We start from the raw sequence: 20,451 nt of genomic DNA on the forward strand, positions 1-20,451 counted from the left end.
GGACTTCGGTTGAAACAGGTTGTGCAGAACTACAAGAGCGGCGAGCTGACGGTGCTCGACGTGCCGGTGCCGGGGTGCAAGCCGGGCGGTGTGCTGGTGCGGACCGCCTACTCGCTGATATCCACCGGGACTGAGCTCATGAAGGTGTCCGAGGCCGGCATGTCGATGCTGGGCAAGGCCCGCTCCCGGCCGGACCAGGTGGCCAAGGTCATGCAGAGCGTGGCCACCAACGGGGTCCCCGCCACCTACCGCAAGGTGATGGGCAAGCTGGACTCCTACACGCCGCTGGGCTACTCGCTGTGCGGGGTGGTCGAGCAGGTCGGCGCCGGGATCGACGACGTGAAGGTCGGCGACCTCGTGGCCTGCGCCGGCAACGAGCACGCGCTGCACGCCGAGTTGAACTGGGTACCGAAGAACCTCTACACCCCGGTGCCGGACGGTCTCGCGCCCCGGCACGCGGCCTTCGGCACCGTCGGGTCGATCGCGATGCAGGGGGTGCGCCAAGGCGAGCCGCAGCTCGGCGAGGTGGCGCTGGTCGTCGGCCTCGGGCTGATCGGGCAGCTGGTGGTGCAGCTCCTCGCAGCCTCGGGAGTCCGCGTCGTCGGGGTCGACCCCGACCCGGTGCGCTGCGAGCTCGCCGAACGCCTGGGCGCCGCGGCCTGCGGCGATCCCGCGTCCGCGGCCGTGGAGACCGCCGTCGCCGAACTCACCGACGGTCACGGGGTGGACCAGGTGTATCTGGCCGCGGGCGGCGGCAGCAACCAGCCCGTCGAGCTGGCCGCGCGGCTGAGCCGGGACCGCGGCCGGGTCGTCGACATCGGCAAGTGCCGTCTGGACCTGCCGTGGAACGCGTACTACGAGAAGGAGCTCGACGTCCGGTTCTCGCGCTCGTACGGCCCCGGGCGCTACGACCCGGAGTACGAGCTCGAAGGGCGGGACTACCCGATCGGCTACGTGCGCTGGACCGAGCGCCGCAACCTGGCGTGCTTCCTCGGTCTCCTCGCCCGCGGCAGCGTCGACGTGGAGCCCTTGGTCTCCCACATCGCCGACTTCGATGACGCCGTCGAGACGTACCAGCGCCTGAAGGACGGCGACCTGAAGGCCGTGGCTGTGCTGTTCCGGTACCCCGGACAAGCGGAGGAAGCGGAGGCCCCGGCGGTGGCGGTGCCTGCGGTGAGACGCGGCGGCGGAGCGTCCACCCCGGCCCGGTCCGCCACGTCGCCGGTGCGGCTGGCGTTCGTCGGCGCGGGCAACTACGCGACGTCGATGCTGCTGCCGCACCTGGCGCAGCGCGACGGCGTCGAGCTGTCGACGGTCGTCACCACGACGGCGCTGTCCGCGGCCAACGCCCAGCGCAAGTTCGGCTTCGCCGAGGCGACCACCGATCTCGACACCATGCTCGGCGACAAGTCCATCGACGCGGTGTTCGTCGTCACCCGGCACAGCTCGCACGCCGAACTGACCCGCAGGGCACTGCTGGCCGGCAAGGCGGTGTTCGTGGAGAAGCCGTTGGCGCTCACCGAGGACGAACTGGCCGACGTGCTCGCGGCGGTGGAGGAATCCGGCAACGACCGGCTCCAGGTGGGCTTCAACCGCCGGTTCGCGCCGCTGTTGCAGGAGGCCAGGAAGCGGTTCGGCACCCGGACCGGTCCGGCGAGCCTGCGCTACCTGGTCAACGCGGGCAGGCTCCAGCACGGCAGCTGGTACCTCCGACAGGGCACCGAGGGCTCGCGCTTCGCCGGCGAGGGCGGGCACTTCATCGACACGGCGAGCTGGCTGCTGGAGGCCGACCCGGTGTCGGTGTACGCGACCGCCACGACCGGCAACGAGGACCTTCAGCTCGTACTGCGGTACCCGGACGGCTCCACCGCCACCATCAGCTACGTCACCACCGGGCCGTCCAGCTTCCCCAAGGAGACGCTGGACCTCGTCGCGGACGGCAGGGTCCTGAAGCTCGACGACTTCGTCCGTGCCGCTGTCTACGACAACCGCCGCAAGCGGTGGGTCAGTTCGCGGCTGCCCAAGGCCCGGGACAAGGGCCAGTCCGCCGAACTGGCCGCGTTCATCAAGGCCGTGCGGACCGGCGGGCCGATGCCGGTGCCGCTGGAGTCGCTGGTCGCCACCACGGCGGCCACCCTCGCTGTCCAGGCAGGTCTGGCCGGCGGCGCGCCGGTGACGTTGGCGAGGGCTCGATGACCGTGAACTCGGGGAGTCCGGGCTGGTACCTGCGGCGGCTGTCCCGGATGGGACCGCGGGAGGTCGGCGGCCGGGTGGCCGACGCGGTGCGCAGGCGGCGTTGGCGGTCGGCGCGGCCCGACTGCCCGAGCGTGGGCGGTGCCACGTTCACCGCGGTACTGCCTGCGGGGACGATCGCCGCGGTGCCGCCGGACGCCGCGAAACGCCTCATCGCCGAGGCGGACCGGCTGATGGCCGGGCACGCCGAGTACTTCGGGGTGGACCGCGACGACCTGGCCGACCCGGACTGGTGGTACGACCCGAAGACCGGGCGCCGGGCTCCGTCGGGCTACGCCTTCGACGTGCCGTACCGCGACGAGGACGCGGTCGGGGACATCAAGCAGATCTGGGAGCTGTCCCGGCATCAGTACCTCACCGTGCTCGCCGCCGCCTACGCCGTCACCGGCGACGAACGGTACGCCGAACGGGTGGCCGAGCATCTGTGGTCGTGGTGGGATGCCAACGCGCCCCTGCGCGGAGTGCACTGGACCAGTGGCATCGAGCTGGGGATCCGGCTGCTGTCCTGGGTGTGGATCCGCCGGCTGCTCGACGGCTGGCCGGGCGCGGCCGGGCTGTTCGAGGACAACCCGGTGGCGCTGAACCAGATCTGGCACCACCAGCGCTGGCTGGCCGCCTTCCCCAGCCGGGGGTCCTCGGCGAACAACCACGTCATCGCCGAGGCCGCCGGGCAGTTCGCCGCGGCCTGCGCGTTCGGATGGTTCCCCTCCTCGGCGCGCTGGCGTGCCGACGCGCTGCGGTCGCTGGAGCGGCAACTGCGCGACAACACCTTCGACTCCGGACTCAACCGCGAGCTGGCCACCGAGTATCACGGACTGGTGCTGGAGCTGGGCCTGGCCGCGGTGGCCGAGGCGGATGCCGCCGACGTGCCGGTCCCCGAGTCGGTCCGGCTGGTGCTGCTGCGGATGACGGACGCGCTCGCGGCCGTCATGGACAACCGGCTACGGCCGCCGCGCCAGGGGGACGCGGACGATGGGCACGGGCTGATCGTGGACGGAGGCGGCACGGACCGCTGGGGCTCGCTGCTGGCCACCGGGGACACCGTGTTCGGCCGGCTCGCCTGGTGGCCTGCGGTGACCGGCACCGATGTGCGCACCCCGCTGCTGGCCGCGCTCATCCGGCCGTACCCGAAGAACGGAACCGCACCGGCCGTGTCCCGGCCGGCGAGCCGGCCGGCCCATTTCGCCGACGCGGGCATGACCATCCTGCGTGGTCCGGCGCGGATCTGGTGCCGCTGCGACGGCGGTCCGCACGGATTCCTGTCCATCGCCGCGCACGCGCACGCGGACGCGCTGTCCGTGGAGGTCCGGCACGACGGGGTGGACGTGCTCGCCGACCCGGGGACGTACTGCTACCACGGGCAGCCCGAGTGGCGGCAGTACTTCCGGTCGACGCTCGGCCACAACACCCTGCAACTGGACGGCGGTGACCAGTCCGTCTCCGGCGGCCCGTTCCTGTGGACCCGCCATGCCCGCAGCCGCGTCCTGGTCGCGGACACGTCCGACGAGGCGGTGGCCCGCTGGTGCGCCGAGCACGACGGCTACCAGCGCTCCGTGCACCGCCGCCGGGTGGAGCTGACGGCGGCGAGCCAGGAGCTGCGGGTGGTCGACGAGGTGCGCGGCCCGCGCCGGGAGGTGCGCCTTGCGTTCCACCTCGGCCCGGCGATCACCGCGGACCTGGTGGGCGACCGGGCGGAGCTCACCTGGACCCGGGACGGCGAGGACCGCTCCGCGGCGCTCGACCTGCCCGGGGAGCTGAGCTGGCAGGCGCATCGCGGCGAGAGCGACCCGCCGCTGGGCTGGTACTCCGCCGGCTTCGGACGCAGGGAACCCGCCACCACGCTGGTCGGCACCGGCTTCACGGACGGCGCGCAGGGGTTCACCACCGTACTCACGTTCCGCGGCTAGGGAGGACGCTTGGGCATCAAGTGGCGGCACCGGGCGCTGCCGGCGGCATCGCTGGCGGTGGCCCTGCTGGCGGCGACCGGCTGCGAGAACACGCCGAGCGCGCTGCCGAGGCCGACCGCTGCGCCGACCACGTCCGTGGCCCGCGTGTGCGCCAGGCCGGCGGCCGGGCCGGCGAAGGCGCCGGCGGGCGCGGTGACGGTCGACCCCGCGGTGGCCGGTGACCTGGCTGCGAAGACCAAGAGCAGCCCCCCGCACACCACGTTCTGGCTCCGGCCGGGCAGGCACCGGCTCGATCCGGACCGCTACGCCCAGGTCATCCCCAAGGAAGGGAACACCTACCTCGGCGCGCCGGGCGCGGTGCTCGACGGCCGGAAGACCAACCAGTACGCGTTCGGCGGCGGCGCCCGCGACGTGACCATCCGCCACCTGACCGTGCAGGGGTTCGTCGCGCCGCACAACGAGGGCGTGGTCAACCACGACTCGGCCGACGGGTGGGTGATCGAGCACACGACGATCCAGCACAACTCCGGCGCCGGGCTGATGGCCGGTGCCCGCCAGCAGGTCCGCGCCAGTTGTCTGCGCGGCAACGGTCAGTACGGCATGAACGCGTACAAGGCGCCCGGCCGGATCAGCGGCCTGGTGGTCGAGGGCAACGAGATCGTGGGCAACAACAGGGACGACTGGGAGCGGCGGCGGCCGGGCTGCGGCTGCGCCGGAGGTGTCAAGTTCTGGGCCGTCGACGGCGCCGACGTACGCGGCAACTGGGTGCACGACAACCGCGGACCCGGGCTGTGGGCGGACACCAACAACAACGACTTCCGCATCGAGGACAACGTGCTGGAGGCCAACGACGGTGCCGCGCTGATCTACGAGACCAGCTACAACGCGGTCATCCGGAACAACACGATCCGGCGCAACAACTGGGTCGACGGCCGCAAGCACGCCGACCGCGGCGACAACTTCCCGTTCGCGACCGTCTACCTGTCCGAGTCCGGCGGCGAACCACGCGTCCCAGCCCGCACGGACAAGATCGAGATCTACCGGAACGTGCTGGAGAACAACTGGTCCGGGATCACCCTGTGGGAGAACGCCGACCGGTTCTGCAACAGCCCGGCCAACACCTCCTCCGGCGCCTGCACGTTGCTCGTGAAGAACACCGGCCGCTGCGCCAGGCCGGGTATCGCCACCGCACCGCTCTACGCCGACTGCCGGTGGAAGACCCAGCGGGTGGACATCCACGGCAACCGCTTCGTGCTGGACAAGTCCGTCGTGGACTGCACGGTGAAATGCGACCGCATGGCGGTGCTGGCCAACTACGGCACCTATCCGGACTGGTCGCCGTACCAGGGCGACCTGGTGGCCGAGGCGATCACCCGCAGGCAGCACAACCGCTGGCACGACAACGTCTACGTCGGACCATGGAAGTTCGTCGCCCACGACCCGAGCCGGATACTCGACCCCGTCCAGTGGCAGGGCACGCCGTACCGGCAGGACGCGGGCAGTACCTTCCGCGCACGGGACGGTGGTTGAGATGCGCGCGGACCACACGTCGAAGTTCGTCGGGACGGCCTGGGGGCTGCTGATCCTCAACACGCTCGGCTCCGCCGGGGCGAAGACCATCGTCCCGCTGCCCCGCTCCCTCATCCAGATGGCCACGATGGGCGCGCTGGTCGCCGCGTTCGCGCTGGCGCTGGCCATCAACCTCCCGCTGCGTGTCCGGCCCAGCGCCTTCCTGTTCCTGCTCACCCTGCTGCTGGTGCCGAGCGTGATCTCCAGCGCGGACCTGGAGTCCGGGTTCGGCGCGCTGTTCCGCTGCGGCCGGCTGGCTCTCTTCGTCGGCACGCTGTGGCTGCTCAGCCGCTGGTGGGACGGCGGCCCGACGTTCGTCCGGCACCACATCCGGATGTACTTCGCGGTCCTCGGGTCGGTGGCCGCCGGCGCGGTCATCTCGCCGGGCGCCGCCATGCCCGAGCTCTACGGCGGGCGGCTGGTCGGCGCGTTGTGGCCGCTCACCCCGCCGCAGATCGGACAGTACGCGGCGGTGATCATCGGGCTCACCGCGCTGCTCCTGCTGGGCCGCCGGACCGACAGGACGAGCGCGGCGGTGGTCATCGTGCCGTCCCTCGTCCTGCTCGCGCTGACCCATACCCGTACGGCCACGCTCGGCCTGCTCATCGGGCTGGCGCTGGCGATCGGCTCGCTCGTCCTGACCAGCGCCGCCGCCCGCCGGTTCTTCGCCTGGGCGGTGCTGTGCGCCGCCGTGGCCGCGGTGGGGTTCGGCTCCGCGCTCCAGGCGTGGTTCCTGCGCGGGCAGAGCCAGGAGAACTTCACCAGCCTCACCGGTCGGGCCAAGGTCTGGGAAGCCCTGCTGGCAGCGCCCCGGACGACCTCGGAGTACCTGTTCGGCGCGGGCCTGGGCGACAAGTCGTTCGGCGGGCTGCCGATCGACAACAGCTGGCTGGCCGTCTACCACGAGCAGGGCATGACCGGCGTCGTCCTGGTGGCGGCGATCATCATCGTGTTGGGCGGCGTCGCGTTGCTGCGGCCACCGTCGCTGTCGAGGGCCTGCGCGATCTTCCTGATCAGCTACTGCGCGATCGCGTCGTACACCGAGGCCGGGCTGGGCGACGCCTCGCCGTATCTGCTGCATCTGACCGTGGCCGCCTCGCTGTTGGCGGCGCCTGCCGCGGCCACTCCCCTCTCGGCACCCGACGTCCCTCGACGACGCATCCCGCGATGGGCCCAGAGATCGGAGATGACCTGAGCATGCACGTCCTCGTGGTGCACAACCGCTACGCCTCGGCGCAGCCGAGCGGGGAGAACAAGGTCGTCGACCAGGAGGTGGCGCTGCTGCGCGGGGCCGGCCACCGGGTCGGGGTGTTCGAGCGGCGCAGCGACGACATCGGCGCCCGGTCCCTGCTGGGCAAGGCCGCGATACCGCTGCTGGTGCCGTGGAACCCGGCGGTCCGCGCGGAGCTCGCCGCCCGGCTTCGCGCGGAGCGGCCGGACGTGGTGCACGTCCACAACGTCTTCCCGCTCCTGTCGCCCGCGGTGCTGGCCGCCTGCGCCGACACCGGTGTGCCCGCCGTCGCCACGCTGCACAACTACACCCAGGTCTGCCCGCCCGGCACGCTGCAGCGGGACGGCCGGCCGTGCGCCGAGTGCGTCGGGTCCGCGCCGCTGCCCGCCGTGCGGCACGGCTGCTACCGCGGCTCCCGGCTGGCGACGGTGCCGCTCGCGGTGAGCCTGTCGGTCAACCGGCGGCGGTGGTGGTCCGGCGTGGAGCGGTTCCTCTGCATCTCGGCCGCGCAGCGAGACGTCCTGGTGCGGTCCGGCATGCCGGCCGAGCGGCTGGCGGTGAAGCACAACTTCGTGCCCGACCCGGCCGCCCGCCGGGAGGGCGCCGGTGAGCATCTGCTCTATCTCGGCCGGCTCGCGGAGGCCAAGGGCGTGCGGCTGCTGATGGCCGCCTGGGACGAGATCGCGGCAAGCGGCGGTGTGGGTGTGCCGCTCGTCATCGCCGGGACGGGGCCACTGGAGGCAGAGGTGGCCGCCTGGGCGGCGGACCGGGACGACGTGCGGTACGTCGGCCTGTACGACCCGGCGCAGTGCCGGCAGGCCATCGCGCGGTCGGTCGCCGTGGTGGCGCCCTCCACATGGCTGGAGGCGTTCGGCCTGGTGGTCGTGGAGGCGATGGCGGCGGGGGTCCCGGTCGTCGCCGCCGGTCACGGCGCCTTCGTCGAACTCGTCGAGGACGGGGTGACCGGGCTGCTGCACCGGCCGGGCGAGCCCGCCTCGCTCGCGTCCCGCCTGCGCCGGATCACGGCCGGGCCGGCGCGCAACCGGGAGATGGGGAAGGCGGCCCGGCGCCGTTACGAGCAGGACTTCAGTCCGGCCGTCGGGCTGGAGCGCCTGGTGGAGGAGTACCGCACCGCGATCGCGGGTCGGTCCGGCGGCGGGGACAGCCCGCCGCAGGTAGGGGACAAGAGCACTGGCTCGCTGCGGGGGCACTCGCGCGAGCGGGATGGGGGCAGTAAGTGACACGATGCCGACTCTGCGGCTCTTCGGCGCTGGCGAGCGTCGTCGACCTGGGGGCGACCCCGCCGTGCGAGAGCTTTCTCGCCGCGGACCAACTGGACCGGCCGGAGCCCGCGTACCCGCTGCACCTGCGGGTCTGCACCGACTGCTGGCTCGCGCAGATCCCTCCGCTGATCACGCCGGAGGAGACGTTCACGCAGTACGCGTACTTCTCCTCCTACTCGACCTCCTGGGTGGAGCACGCGCGCACGTTCGTCGCCGACGCCGTGCAGCGGCTGGGTCTGGGCACCGACGCCTTCGTGGTCGAGGTCGCGAGCAACGACGGGTATCTGCTGAGGCACATGGTGGACCGCGGCATCCGCTGCCTCGGCGTCGAGCCCTCGGTGAACGTCGGCGCGGCGGCGCGGGACGCGGGTGTACCCACGCTCACGGAGTTCCTGGACCCGGCCACCGGCGCCGCCGTCCGCACCGAGCACGGCCCGGCGGACCTGGTCGTGGCCAACAACGTGTACGCGCACATCCCCGACGTGGTCGGGTTCACCCAGGGGCTGCGTGCCCTGGTCGCCGACGACGGCTGGGTCTCCGTCGAGGTGCAGCATCTGCTGACCCTGATCGAGGAGAACCAGTACGACACGATCTACCACGAGCACTTCCAGTACTACACGGTCGCCTCCGCGATCCGGGCCCTGGCCAGCGGCGGACTCGCGCTCGTGGACGTCGAGCTGCTGCCCACGCACGGCGGCTCCATCCGGCTGTGGGCCCGGCCGGCCGAGGTGGCCGGTGAGCCGTCCCGGCGGGTGGCCGACGTGCTGGACCGGGAGAAGGCCGCCGGGCTGCAGGAGCTGTCCGGGTACGCCGAGTTCTCCGCTCGGGTGGCCAAGGTGCGCCGGGACCTGCTGCGGTTCCTCATCGAGGCGGCCGAGCGCGGCGAGACAGTCGTCGGCTACGGCGCCCCGGGCAAGGGCAACACCCTGCTCAACCACTGCGGCATCCGGCCCGACCTGCTCGCGTACACGGTCGACCGCAACCCCTACAAGCACGGCAGGTTCACCCCGGGCACCCGCATCCCGATCCTGCCGCCCGAGCGGATAGCCGCCGACAGACCGGACTACGTCCTCGTCCTCCCGTGGAACCTGCGGGACGAACTGATCGAGCAACTGTCCTTCGTGCACACCTGGGGCGGCCGGCTGGTCTTCCCGATCCCGGAACTGAGCATTGTCGAGGTGAAGTCGTGAAGGTCGTACTGTTCTGCGGCGGTTACGGGCTGCGAATGCGCAGCGGAAGCTCCGACGACATGCCCAAGCCGATGGCGATGGTCGGCCCGCGGCCGCTGATCTGGCACGTGATGCGCTACTACGCGTACTACGGGCACACGGAGTTCATCCTGTGCCTCGGGTACGGGGCCCACCACATCAAGGACTTCTTCCTCAACTACGAGGAGACGACGTCCAACGACTTCGTGCTGCGGGGCGGGCGCACCGAGCTGCTGTCCACCGACATCGCCTCCTGGACGATCACGTTCGCGCAGACCGGCATCGAGTCACCGATCGGGGAACGGCTGCGCCGGGTGCGGCACCACCTGGACGGCGACGAGATGTTCCTCGCCAACTACGCCGACGTGCTCACCGACGCCCCGCTGCCGGAGATGATCGACCGGTTCGCCCGGCGCGACGCCGGCGCGTCGATGATGGTCGTGCCGCCGCAGTCCTCGTTCCACTGCGTGGACCTGGGTGAGGACGGCCTGGTGGGCGGCATCACCTCGGTGAGCGACATGCCCCTGTGGGAGAACGGCGGCTACTTCGTGCTCCGCCAGGAGGTCTTCGACCACATCCCGGAGAACGGGGACCTGGTCGCCGACGGATGCACCCAACTGGCCAAGCGCGGACGGCTGGCGGCGTACCAGCACCGCGGCTTCTGGAAGCCGACCGACACCGTGAAGGAGCGGGCCGCGCTCGATGCCGCCTATGCCCGGGGCGACCGCCCGTGGGCCGTGTGGGAACACGGCGGCGCGACGGCGGGCGCGGCCTGCGGCAGGGACGGGGCCGGGGTGAGGACCGCGTGATCCGTCTCGGCGCCGGGCGCCTGGACCGGATCGTCGCGGTGGGCGCGCACTGCGACGACATCGCCATCGGCGCGGGCGGCACGCTGCTGACGCTGTGCCTCGCGCGGCCGGGTCTCCGCGTCGACGCGCTGGTGCTCTCCGGCGGTGGCAGCGAGCGGGAGCAGGAGGAGCAGGCCGCGCTCGCCGCCTTCTGCCCGGGCGCCGACCTGCGGCTGACCGTGCACAAGCTGCCGGACGGACGGCTGCCCGCGCACTGGGACGAGGCCAAGTCCGCGGTCGAGGAACTGCGCCTGCGGACCGAGCCGGATCTGGTCCTGGCCCCGCGTACCGACGACGCGCACCAGGACCACCGCGGTCTGGCGAAGCTGATGACCACCGCGTTCCGCGACCACCTCGTGCTCGGCTACGAGATCGTCAAGTGGGACGGCGATCTCGGCCGTCCGGCGGCGTACCAGCCGCTGACGCCGGAGGTCGCCGAGCAGAAGGTGCGGCTGCTGCAGGAGCACTACCCCTCGCAACGGCACCGGCCCTGGTACGACCGGGAAGCCTTCCTCGGGCTCGCCCGGATCCGCGGCATCGAAAGCCACGCGCGCTACGCCGAGGCGTTCGCCGTCACCAAACTCACTCTCGACCTGGGGGACTGAACCTTGCGCGTACTGCTGACCGGACACCAGGGCTATCTGGGCACCGTGATGGCCCCCGTCCTCGCGGCCTCCGGGCACGAGGTCGTCGGCCTGGACGCCGGCCTGTTCGCCGACTGCGTGCTGGGCCCGGCCCCCGCGGACCCGCCGGGGCACCGGGTGGACCTGCGCGACGTCACGGCCGACCACGTGGCCGGGGCCGACGCCGTGATCCACCTGGCCGCCCTGTCCAACGACCCGCTGGGATCGCTGGCGCCGGAGCTCACCTACGACATCAACCACCACGCCTCCGTGCGGCTGGCCCGGCTGGCCCGCGACGCCGGAGTGCGGCGCTTCCTGTACGCGTCCACCTGCTCCGTCTACGGCGCCGCCGGGGGCGACGACCTGGTGGCCGAGGACGCCCCGCTGCGCCCGGTGACGCCGTACGCGGAGTCCAAGGTGCGGGTGGAGGACGACCTGCATGCCCTGGCCGACGGCGACTTCAGCCCGGTGTTCATGCGCAACGCCACCGCCTTCGGCTACTCACCCCGGCTGCGCGCCGACATCGTGCTGAACAACCTCGTGGGCCACGCGCTTCTGTCCGGTGAGGTGCTGGTGCTCTCCGACGGCACCCCCTGGCGCCCGCTGGTGCACGCCGCCGACATCGCACGGGCCTTCACGGCCGCGCTGACCGCGCCGCGGGACGCGGTGCACGACCGGGCGTTCAACATCGGCAGCGAGACCAACAACGTCACGGTCGCCGAGATCGCCGAACAGGTCGCCGAGGCGGTGTCCGGTGCGAAGGTGGTGATCACCGGGGAGAACGGTGCCGATCCGCGGTCGTACCGGGTGGACTTCTCCCGCTTCCGCGCCGCCGTGCCCGGCTTCGACTGCGAGTGGACGGTGAAGCGGGGCGCGCTCGAACTCGCCGACGCCTACCGGGAACACGGCCTGACCCGGGAGGGCTTCGAGCGACGCTTCACCCGGCTGGCCGTGCTGCGCGCGGCGTCCGACGCCGGCGCCGTCGACGACACCCTGCGGTGGCGCCGATGACCACGGCGGGCGAGGAGATGTACGAGCTGGTGGAGCGGCTGTACCCGCTGTGCCGGAGCATCACCGGCGACGGTGTGCGCGCCACCCTGGACATCGTCGGCGAGTACGTCCCGCTCCAGGTGCACGAGGTGCCGACCGGGACGCAGGTGCTCGACTGGACGGTGCCGCAGGAGTGGAACATCCGGGACGCGTACATCGCCGACACCACCGGGAACCGGGTCGTCGACTTCGCCGCGTCCAGCCTGCACGTGCTCGGCTACAGCGTGCCGGTGTCGGCGACCATGCCGCTGGCCGAGCTGCGCGGACACCTGCACACCCTGCCGGAGCACCCGGCCTGGGTGCCGTACCGCACCAGCTACTACAAGCCGGAATGGGGGTTCTGCCTGTCCCAGGAGACCCTGGACGCGCTGCCGGACGGCGAGTACGAGGTGCGCATCGACTCCACACTCGCCGACGGCCACCTCACCTACGCCGAGCACGTGGTCCCCGGGCAGGTCGCCGACGAGGTGATCGTCTCCTGCCACGTCTGCCATCCGTCGCTGGCCAACGACAACCTGGCCGGCATCGCGGTCGCGACGTTCCTGGCCCGGGCCCTGGCGGAGCGGACGCCGTACTACACCTACCGGTTCATCTACGCGCCCGGCACCATCGGGGCGATCACCTGGCTCGCCCGCAACGCGGAACGGACGGAGCGGGTCAAGCACGGGCTGGTGCTGGCCTGCGCGGGCGACCCGGGCCAACTGACGTACAAGCAGAGCAGGCGCGGTGACGCGGAGATCGACCGGGTGATGCGGCATGTGCTGGCCTCCTCCGAACGCCCGCACCACATCACCGAGTTCACTCCGTACGGCTACGACGAGCGGCAGTTCTGCTCACCGGGCTTCGATCTCGGCGTGGGCTCGCTCAGCCGGACCCCGTACGCCGGTTACCCCGAGTACCACACCTCGGCGGACAACCTGGACCTCGTCTCCCCGGAGGCGATGGCGGACACGCTCGCCCTGTGCCGCGAGGCGTTCGCCGTGCTGGACGGCAACCGGCGGTACGTCAACCTCAGCCCCTACGGCGAGCCACAGCTGGGCCGACGTGGGCTGTACGACTCGCTCGGCGGCCGCAGCGACGCCAAGCAGGCCCAGATGGCCATGCTGTGGGTGCTCAGCCTCTCCGACGGCGAGCACAGTCTGCTGGACGTCGCCGAGCGGTCCGGGCTGTCGTTCGACACCGTCGCGGCCGCGGCCGGCGCCCTGCACGGCGCCGGGCTGATCAAGACGTGACGCCGATGACCACCGAGGAGGAGAAGGCGACGAGCCCGGCCGGATCCGCCCGGCGGGCCCTCGTCGGCCGGCTGTCCTGGGGACTGGCCGACCAGGCGGCCTCCAGCATGTCCAACTTCGCGGTGGGCATCTACGTGGCCCGCTCGCTGGGGGTGACCGCGTTCGGCGTGTTCAGCCTCGCCTGGGTGACGTACGGCGTGGTGCTCAACGTCTCCCGCGGGCTGGCCACCGATCCGCTCGTGGTGCGCTTCAGCGGCGTACCGAACGCCTCATGGCGCGGGGCGGTGGCCCGGTCGACGGGTACCGCGCTCGGCGTCGGTACGGCCCTCGGCGCGGCGTGTCTGGTGGCCGGGCTCGGCCTCGGCGGCCGCGTGGGGACCGCGTTCGCAGCCCTTGCGGTCATGCTGCCGGGGCTGCTGCTCCAGGACGCCTGGCGGTTCTCGTTCTTCGCCGCCGGCGCCGGACGCAAGGCGTTCGTCAACGACGTCGTGTGGGGCGTCGCGCTCGTCCCGGCCATGGTGGTGGCGGCCCGCGTGGGCAGCGTGGCCGCTTTCGTGCTCGCCTGGGGCGCGTCCGCGACGGTGGCGGCGGGGTACGGCTGCGTCCAGTCCGGCATCCGGCCCCGGACGACCGAGGCCCGCGGGTGGCTTCGCGAGCAGCGCGACCTCGGCTACCGGTACCTGGTCGAGAACGTCAGCCTCAGTGGCGCGAGCCAGCTGCGGGCGTACGGGCTCGGCGCGATCGTCGGGGTCGGCGCGGTGGGTGCGGTGCGCGGCGCCGAGCTCCTGCTCGGCCCGTTCCTGGCGGTGCTCATGGGGCTTTCGCTGGTCACCGTCCCGGAGGCGGCGCGGGTGCTGCGGCAGGCCCCGCGTCAACTGGGCAGGTTCTGCCTCCTCCTTGGCGGGGGCCAGGCCGCCGGCGCGCTGCTGTGGGGCTCGGCGCTGCTGCTGATGCCCGGCCGGCTCGGCGAGCTGGTGCTCGGCGGCGTCTGGCACTCCGCCTCGCAGCTCATCGTGCCGGTCTCCCTCGGCGTCGCGGGCGCGGGCCTCGGCACCGGCGCGGCAGCCGGGCTGCGCGCGCTCGGCGCGGCCCGGCGCAGCCTGCGCTGCCAGCTGTTCGCCTCCGCCTGCTATGTCGGCGGCGGGCTCGGCGGTGCGGCCGCCGCCGGCGCGGTCGGCTCGGCCTGGGGCGTCGCCGCCGCGACCGTCAGCGGCTCGGCCGTGTGGTGGCTGCAACTGCGGTCCGCCCTGCGCGAGCACCACCGCAATCCCATCCCCGAAGTGAGGACCTCATGACCGCCCAACCCAGGCTGAGCATCGGCCTGCCCGTGTACAACGGCGAGGAGTACCTGGCCGAGTCGCTCGACGCTCTGCTCGGCCAGACCTACGAGGACTTCGAGCTGCTCATCTCCGACAACGCCTCGACCGACGGGACGCAGGACATCTGCCGCGAGTACGCGGCTCAGGACTCACGCATCCGCTACCTCCGTCTGCCCCGGAACATCGGCGCCACGCCGAACCACAACCGTGTGCTCGCCGAGTCCCGCGGCGAGCTGTTCAAGTGGGCCTCGCACGACGACCTGTACGGCCGGGACCTGCTGCGGCGCTGCGTTCAGGCGCTGGACGAGCGACCGGACGTGATCCTCGCGCACACCGGCCAGGCGGTCATCGACGGCGACGGCCAGGTGAAGGTCCCCTACGAGTACGGGCTCGCCACCGACTCTCCGCACGCGCCGGAGCGCTTCCGCAGTCTGCTGTTCGAGCCGGGTGGCGACGACTTCTACGGGGTGATGCGGGCCGACATGCTGCGCCGGGTGAAACCGATGGACAGCTACCACCACGCGGACCGCACGTACGTCGCCGAGATCACTCTGCACGGGCCCTTCCACCAGGTGCCGGAGCTGCTGTATTTCCGCCGCGACCATCCCACCCGCGCCGAGCGGGCGAACCCCTCCAAGCGCTCCCGGTGCGTCAACCTGGATCCGCGCCGGGCCGGCTTGCTGCACCCGACGCCCCGGCTGCTCGCCGAGTACATGTGGGGCTTCGTCGCGGCGGTCCGGCGGGCGCCGTTGTCCCCGGCCGACCGGCGCGCCTGCTACCGCCACCTGGCCGCATGGGCGACCAGCCGGGTCCGGCCGGGCGCCGGCGAACGGGTCGAGGACCGCGCCCCGGTCGATCCGGCCCTGCTCACGGTCTCCGTCGACGCGCTCGTCGCCGGCCGCGAGGGGAGGCGGACATGAGGCCCGCGAACGAGACTCCGGTGCGCGTCGGGGTGTTCGGCCTGCTCGGTTCCGGCAACCTCGGCAACGACGGATCGCTCGAAGCGGTGCTCGGGTACCTCCGCGCCGAACACCCGGAGGCGGTCGTGGACGCGCTGTGCGGCGGACCCGAGGCCGTGACGACCCGGTTCGGGATCCCCGCGACGCGGCTGCACTGGTACCGCGGGGAGTACCGGACCGCGTCGCGTGCGGGCGCGATCGTGGCGAAGGGCCTGGGCAAACTCGTCGACGTCTTCCGCACCGCTGCCTGGGTGCGCCGGCACGACGTGGTGATCGTGCCGGGCATGGGCGTACTGGAGGCCACGCTGCCGCTGCGGCCGTGGGGCTTCCCGTACTCGCTGTTCCTGCTCTGCGCGAGCGGCCGGCTGCTGCGCACCCGGGTGGCGCTGGTCAGCGTCGGCGCCGCGGCCATCGGCAACCGGCCGACCCGGGCCCTGGTGCGCTGGTCGGCGCGGCTGGCCGCGTACCGGTCCTACCGGGACGCGCAGTCCCGCGACACGATGCGGGAGATGGGCGTGGACACCGCGCGCGACGAGGTCTACCCGGACCTCGCGTTCTCCCTGCCGACGCCGCGGCCGGGCGCGCCCTCGGACCCGTCGGCCCCGCCGGGCCCGGTATGCGTCGGCGTCATGGACTTCCACGGCGGCAACGACGATCGGGCCCGGGCCGATGAGATATACCGGCGCTACCTCGACGGGACGATCCGGTTCGTCCGCGCGCTGGTCGATGAGGGCAGGGCCGTCCGGCTGCTCACCGGTGACGAGTGCGACGCGTCGGTGGTCGCCGCGATCCTCGACGCGGTGGACTCGCCGCTGGTCACCCCTGCCGAGCCGTCCTCGCTGGCCGACCTGATGAAGGAGATGGCGGCTGCCGACACCGTGGTGGCGATCCGCTACCACAACCTGATCTGCGCATTGAAGACCGGCACGCCAGTGCTCGCGCTCAGCTACGCGGCGAAGAGCGACGCGCTCATGGACCGGATGGGTCTCGGCGCGTACTGCCACCCGGCTCGTGAGGTCGACGCGGACCGGCTCCTCGAACAGTTCCGGGCGCTGGAGAAGCGATCGGCACAGCTGCGGCAGACCCTCACCGAGCGGAACGTGGCCGCGGCCCGGCAACTCGAGCACCAGTTCACCGCCTTGACCGCGGCGCTGTTCCCGGCGACCGGTCAAGCCCACGATGTACGGGAGGCCTCATGAAAGCGATCGACGTCCCTGAGATCGCCGGCGCGTATCTGTTCGAGCCGACGCCGTACTCCGACGAGCGGGGCTTCTTCTGCCGCACCTTCGACGCCGACGTGGTCCGCTCGGTGGGCCTCGACCCGGCCGCCTTCGTCCAGGACAGCGTGTCCCGCTCGGTCCGGGGTGTGCTGCGGGGCCTGCATCTGCGCTCCGGCGCGGGTGAGGCCAAGCTCGTGCGGTGCTCGTACGGGGAGATCTTCGACGTCGTCGTGGACCTGCGCCCGGACTCGCCGACCTACCGCAACGTGGCCGTCTTCGAGCTGTCCGGCGAGACGCAGGCGACCTTGTACATCCCGGCGGGGTGCGCGCACGGCTTCCAGGCGCTGAGCGAGACCGCCGACACCTCCTACCGGATCGACCGCCCGCACGATCCGGCCGAGGACGTGACGATCGCCTTCGACGACCCGGAGCTCGCCATCGCCTGGCCGCTGCCGGTCACATCGACGTCCCAGCGGGACCGAGGGGCGCCGAGCCTGGCCGAGGTCCTGAAACAAAGAGAAAGTTGAGGTTGCCGTGGTCAACGAAGACACCGAGACGTTCCTCCTGCCCCGGTCACGAGAGGCGAACGAGCGGCTGCACGCCCTGATCCCCGGGGGCGCGCACACCTACGCCAAGGGCGACGACCAGTACCCCGAGAACCTGGCCCCGGTCATCAGCCACGGCCGCGGTGCCCACGTGTGGGACGTCGACGGCAACCGCTACATCGAGTACGGCTCCGGTCTGCGGTCGGTCAGCCTCGGTCACGCGCACCCACGCGTGATCGAGGCGGTGCGGCGGGAACTCGACCGCGGCAGCAACTTCGCCCGGCCGTCCATCATGGAGGTCGAGGCCGCGGAACGCTTCCTGGCCACGGTGCCGACCGCGGAGATGGTGAAGTTCGCGAAGAACGGCTCGGACGTCACCACGGCCGCGGTCCGGCTCGCGCGCGCCGTCACCGGGCGGTCGCGGGTGGCCGTCTGTAGCGACCATCCGTTCTTCTCCGTCGACGACTGGTTCATCGGCACCACGCCGATGTCCGCCGGTATCCCGGCGGCCACCACCGAGCTCACCGTGGCGTTCCCGTACGGGGACCTGGCCGCCACTGAGGAACTGCTCACCCGGTACCAGGACGAGGTGGCCTGCCTCATCCTCGAACCGGCCGCTCACAGCGAGCCGCCGCCCGGGTACCTGGCCGGCCTGCGCGAGCTGGCCGACCGGCACGGCTGCGTACTGATCTTCGACGAGATGATCACCGGTTTCCGCTGGTCCGAGGCGGGCGCCCAGGGCCTGTACGGCGTCGTCCCCGACCTCTCGACGTTCGGCAAGGCGCTCGGCAACGGGTTCGCCGTCTCCGCTCTGGCCGGGCGCCGCGACCTGATGGAGCGGGGCGGGCTGCGGCACTCCGGCGACCGGGTGTTTCTGCTGTCCACCACGCACGGTGCGGAAACGCACTCCCTGGCAGCCGCGATGGCCGTGCAGACCACCTACGTCGAGGAGGGCGTCACGGCGCGGCTGCACGCCCTCGGTGAGCGGTTGGCCGCCGGAGTCCGCGAGGCCGCGGCCGGCATGGGCGTGGGCGACCACGTCGTCGTCCGGGGCCGGGCCAGCAACCTGGTCTTCGCCACCCTCGACGAGAACCGGCAGCCGTCGCAGCGGTACCGCACCCTGTTCCTGCGCCGGCTCCTCGCGGGCGGGGTGCTGGCGCCGTCGTTCGTGGTGAGCGGCGCGCTCGACGACGCCGACATCGACCGCACCGTGGACGTGGTGGCCGAGGCGTGTGCGGTGTACCGGAAGGCGCTGGACGCCGCCGACCCCGCCGCCTGGCTGGGCGGACGACCGGTGAAGCCCGTGTTCCGCCGCCTGGCCTGACGTGACGGTCAGCGGCGCTCCCGCTGACCGACGTCGGCCTTCCAGTCCGCCGTCCGGTCGACCAGCCACGCCGTCGCCGGGACCACCGCCAGCGCGGTGCACCAGCCGCCGAGGACGTCGGTCGGGTAGTGCGCGCCCAGGGCGACCTGCGCCCAGCCCATGGCGGCGCCGGCCAGCAGCGCCGCGGCGAGCACGAGCCACGCGGCGGCCGTCCTGCCGAGGCCGAGCCTGCCGGTCGCCAGCAGCGCCACCACGAGGGCGAGCGCGGTGAGGAAGGCGGTGTGTCCGCTCGGATAGGACAGGTTGTCATCGCCGTGGATGGTGCGTCCCACCAGGTACTTGAGCAGCGTCGTCGTCCCCACGGCCATGCCGACGCCGACGACGGCGAGCACCGCTGCGCGAGGACGCCGAAGCAGCAGGCAGACCGTCACGGTGGCCACGACCAGCGTCGCCGCTCCCACGGGCTCCCCCAGGAAGTCCGTGGCCAGAGCGATGCGCCGCCACGGCGGCCCCACACCGTCCACCGCCGCCGAGATCCGCGCGTCCACCGCGCCGGGTTCGCTGTCGTCGGCGTACAGGACCCCGAGCACGACGACCACCAGCGCGGCGAGGGCCGCCATCAGCCCGGACCACGCGCGCAACGACGGGGACAGCGCCGCGGGCGCCGGCGGGCCGGTCACACCCTCACCGTGTCCGGTCGGCCCGCGGTGCTGTGCCGTGACCGGCGGAGGGTGTCCCGGATCTTGGTCCTCTGAGGCACGGTGAGCGTACGGCCCTTGATCCGACCGATGGACAGCCATGAACCGGCGGCCTCCTGTTTCCCCTGTTCCAGGCCCTCTTGAGGACGGCCCGGCCTGCTTTCGGTGACCTTCACGTCTGCCATGCGCGGCAGTGGTTCACGCCCCCGTCGGACACGGCAGTGTCTTCGGCTTCCGTCGGCGCCGACTCCCCGCCGACGAGCCTCCGTCGGTGTCCTACCTGGCCCGTCCGGGAGCCATCAGCCTGTGCGGCCCCGAACTCGCCGGCCTGTCCATCACCCTGGTCAAGGGATCGGAATCAGTCCCTGCTTGTCACCCTAGCCAACTATGCGGTCGCGGCACACCGTCGTCGGAAAGTCCACCCGTCAACGCTCCGCGAACTGTGGTTCCGGGCCGCCGCTCCCTTGCTCCCGTCAGTCCCGACGACGCTGTGCCGACCGCTACCGCGACGGAGAACCGACCAGGGGGCCGTGGCGGTGAGCGGCGTCGGCCTCGTCTCCTGGAACGGGACCCGCAGGTAGCGTCTGGCGCCGTCGGTCCCGAGTGAGGGTGAGAACCCCGTGGTGGGCCGGGCCCGGCACGGCTTCGGGGTGGGCGGCTCCCGGGCCCGTCCCCTACCGGCAGTGCGCCGGACGCCGGACCCGCTGCCCCCTGTGCTTCGCCCGCTCATCCCTCCGGCCGGGCAGGTCGCGCCCCGGCTGGGTCCGCCCGTCCGTTTGGACCACCGACGGAAGCCTTTCCGGTGATTCACACCGGACTCGTGCCGACCTCATGTGCCAGGGCGGGTACGCCGTCCCCACACGACACGGCCCCGCGAACCATGAGGAGACCAGCCATGTACGCAGTGGTCCGGCGGTACGAAGGAGTCACCGACCCCGCCGAGGCAGGACGCAGGGTCAACGACGAGTTCGTGCCGCTCCTGCAGGAGGTCCCAGGCTTCGTGGCCTACTACTGGGTCGATGCAGGCAACGGAGTGATGGTGTCGACGGGCGTCTTCCAGGACCGGGCCGGCGCCGAGGAGTCGACCGACAGGGCACGGCAGTACGTACAGGACCGCCTCGCCTCCCTGCTCCCCCAGCCGCCCCAGATCACCGCGGGTGACGTCGTCGCCCACTCGTAGCA

General features: G+C 72.3%; 17 protein-coding genes. 16 read left to right on the forward strand and 1 reads right to left on the reverse strand.

Annotated elements, in window-relative coordinates:
• Nucleotides 1–9 precede the first annotated feature (9 nt).
• The 15 genes from ABZZ79_RS05690 to ABZZ79_RS05760 are packed head-to-tail and all read left to right on the forward strand — an operon-like array spanning nt 10 to nt 18,571.
• Nucleotides 10–2,196 carry a bi-domain-containing oxidoreductase gene (locus ABZZ79_RS05690; protein WP_356686826.1) on the forward strand — a complete coding sequence of 729 codons (2,187 nt, stop codon included), beginning with the start codon at nt 10–12 and terminating at the stop codon, nt 2,194–2,196.
• Nucleotides 2,193–4,160, forward strand: coding sequence for an alginate lyase family protein (locus ABZZ79_RS05695; protein WP_356686828.1), 1,968 nt, complete (start codon nt 2,193–2,195; stop codon nt 4,158–4,160). Before ABZZ79_RS05690 ends, ABZZ79_RS05695 begins: the two co-directional genes overlap by 4 nt.
• A gap of 9 nt (nt 4,161–4,169) precedes the next feature.
• Nucleotides 4,170–5,690 carry a right-handed parallel beta-helix repeat-containing protein gene (locus ABZZ79_RS05700; protein WP_356686830.1) on the forward strand — a complete coding sequence of 507 codons (1,521 nt, stop codon included), beginning with the start codon at nt 4,170–4,172 and terminating at the stop codon, nt 5,688–5,690.
• Nucleotide 5,691: 1 nt separating this feature from the next.
• Entirely contained in the window at nt 5,692–6,924 is a 1,233-nt protein-coding gene (locus ABZZ79_RS05705; protein ID WP_356686832.1) for an O-antigen ligase domain-containing protein, read from the forward strand.
• 2 nt (nt 6,925–6,926) lie between these two features.
• On the forward strand, nt 6,927–8,201 hold the full coding sequence (locus tag ABZZ79_RS05710) for a glycosyltransferase (RefSeq protein ID WP_356686834.1): 1,275 nt from the start codon (nt 6,927–6,929) through the stop codon (nt 8,199–8,201).
• Entirely contained in the window at nt 8,198–9,433 is a 1,236-nt protein-coding gene (locus ABZZ79_RS05715; RefSeq protein WP_356686836.1) for a class I SAM-dependent methyltransferase, read from the forward strand. Before ABZZ79_RS05710 ends, ABZZ79_RS05715 begins: the two co-directional genes overlap by 4 nt.
• Nucleotides 9,430–10,260 carry a glucose-1-phosphate cytidylyltransferase gene (locus ABZZ79_RS05720; RefSeq protein WP_356686838.1) on the forward strand — a complete coding sequence of 277 codons (831 nt, stop codon included), beginning with the start codon at nt 9,430–9,432 and terminating at the stop codon, nt 10,258–10,260. Before ABZZ79_RS05715 ends, ABZZ79_RS05720 begins: the two co-directional genes overlap by 4 nt.
• On the forward strand, nt 10,257–10,904 hold the full coding sequence (locus ABZZ79_RS05725) for a PIG-L deacetylase family protein (protein WP_356686840.1): 648 nt from the start codon (nt 10,257–10,259) through the stop codon (nt 10,902–10,904). The genes ABZZ79_RS05720 and ABZZ79_RS05725 overlap by 4 nt, the downstream gene beginning before the upstream one ends.
• Nucleotides 10,905–10,907: 3 nt before the next feature.
• Nucleotides 10,908–11,933 (forward strand): SDR family oxidoreductase, encoded by a 1,026-nt coding sequence (locus ABZZ79_RS05730; protein WP_356686842.1) that lies wholly within the window; start codon nt 10,908–10,910, stop codon nt 11,931–11,933.
• On the forward strand, nt 11,921–13,204 hold the full coding sequence (locus tag ABZZ79_RS05735; protein ID WP_356686844.1) for a DUF4910 domain-containing protein: 1,284 nt from the start codon (nt 11,921–11,923) through the stop codon (nt 13,202–13,204). Before ABZZ79_RS05730 ends, ABZZ79_RS05735 begins: the two co-directional genes overlap by 13 nt.
• A gap of 5 nt (nt 13,205–13,209) precedes the next feature.
• Nucleotides 13,210–14,499 (forward strand): hypothetical protein, encoded by a 1,290-nt coding sequence (locus tag ABZZ79_RS05740; protein ID WP_356686846.1) that lies wholly within the window; start codon nt 13,210–13,212, stop codon nt 14,497–14,499.
• Nucleotides 14,496–15,443 (forward strand): glycosyltransferase family 2 protein, encoded by a 948-nt coding sequence (locus ABZZ79_RS05745; protein ID WP_356686848.1) that lies wholly within the window; start codon nt 14,496–14,498, stop codon nt 15,441–15,443. Before ABZZ79_RS05740 ends, ABZZ79_RS05745 begins: the two co-directional genes overlap by 4 nt.
• Nucleotides 15,440–16,681, forward strand: a complete 1,242-nt coding sequence (locus ABZZ79_RS05750) for a polysaccharide pyruvyl transferase family protein (protein WP_356686850.1) — start codon at nt 15,440–15,442, stop codon at nt 16,679–16,681. The genes ABZZ79_RS05745 and ABZZ79_RS05750 overlap by 4 nt, the downstream gene beginning before the upstream one ends.
• Nucleotides 16,678–17,229, forward strand: coding sequence for a dTDP-4-dehydrorhamnose 3,5-epimerase (rfbC, locus tag ABZZ79_RS05755; RefSeq protein ID WP_356686852.1), 552 nt, complete (start codon nt 16,678–16,680; stop codon nt 17,227–17,229). The genes ABZZ79_RS05750 and rfbC overlap by 4 nt, the downstream gene beginning before the upstream one ends.
• A 7-nt stretch (nt 17,230–17,236) precedes the next feature.
• Nucleotides 17,237–18,571: a glutamate-1-semialdehyde 2,1-aminomutase gene (locus ABZZ79_RS05760; protein WP_356686854.1), complete on the forward strand. Its 1,335-nt coding sequence runs from the start codon at nt 17,237–17,239 to the stop codon at nt 18,569–18,571.
• 8 nt (nt 18,572–18,579) lie between these two features.
• On the opposite strand, the gene ABZZ79_RS05765 is transcribed toward ABZZ79_RS05760, so the two are convergent.
• Entirely contained in the window at nt 18,580–19,251 is a 672-nt protein-coding gene (locus ABZZ79_RS05765) for a phosphatase PAP2 family protein (RefSeq protein WP_356686856.1), read from the reverse strand.
• Nucleotides 19,252–20,164: 913 nt separating this feature from the next.
• On the opposite strand from ABZZ79_RS05765, the gene ABZZ79_RS05770 reads away from it, so the two are divergent.
• Nucleotides 20,165–20,449 carry a hypothetical protein gene (locus tag ABZZ79_RS05770; protein WP_356686858.1) on the forward strand — a complete coding sequence of 95 codons (285 nt, stop codon included), beginning with the start codon at nt 20,165–20,167 and terminating at the stop codon, nt 20,447–20,449.
• Nucleotides 20,450–20,451: the final 2 nt, after the last annotated feature.

Origin of the sequence: Streptomyces sp. NPDC006458 (assembly GCF_040612135.1) — a bacterium.
Taxonomy (GTDB): domain Bacteria; phylum Actinomycetota; class Actinomycetes; order Streptomycetales; family Streptomycetaceae; genus Streptomyces.

Bases quoted from the DNA above. Each gene is read 5' to 3' on its own strand.
- ABZZ79_RS05695 (WP_356686828.1), top strand. From the start codon at position 2,193: ATGACCGTGAACTCGGGGAGTCCGGGCTGGTACCTGCGGCGGCTGTCC.
- ABZZ79_RS05705 (WP_356686832.1), top strand. From the start codon at position 5,692: ATGCGCGCGGACCACACGTCGAAGTTCGTCGGGACGGCCTGGGGGCTG.
- ABZZ79_RS05710 (WP_356686834.1), top strand. From the start codon at position 6,927: ATGCACGTCCTCGTGGTGCACAACCGCTACGCCTCGGCGCAGCCGAGC.
- ABZZ79_RS05740 (WP_356686846.1), top strand. From the start codon at position 13,210: ATGACCACCGAGGAGGAGAAGGCGACGAGCCCGGCCGGATCCGCCCGG.
- ABZZ79_RS05745 (WP_356686848.1), top strand. From the start codon at position 14,496: ATGACCGCCCAACCCAGGCTGAGCATCGGCCTGCCCGTGTACAACGGC.
- ABZZ79_RS05750 (WP_356686850.1), top strand. From the start codon at position 15,440: ATGAGGCCCGCGAACGAGACTCCGGTGCGCGTCGGGGTGTTCGGCCTG.
- rfbC (WP_356686852.1), top strand. From the start codon at position 16,678: ATGAAAGCGATCGACGTCCCTGAGATCGCCGGCGCGTATCTGTTCGAG.
- ABZZ79_RS05770 (WP_356686858.1), top strand. From the start codon at position 20,165: ATGTACGCAGTGGTCCGGCGGTACGAAGGAGTCACCGACCCCGCCGAG.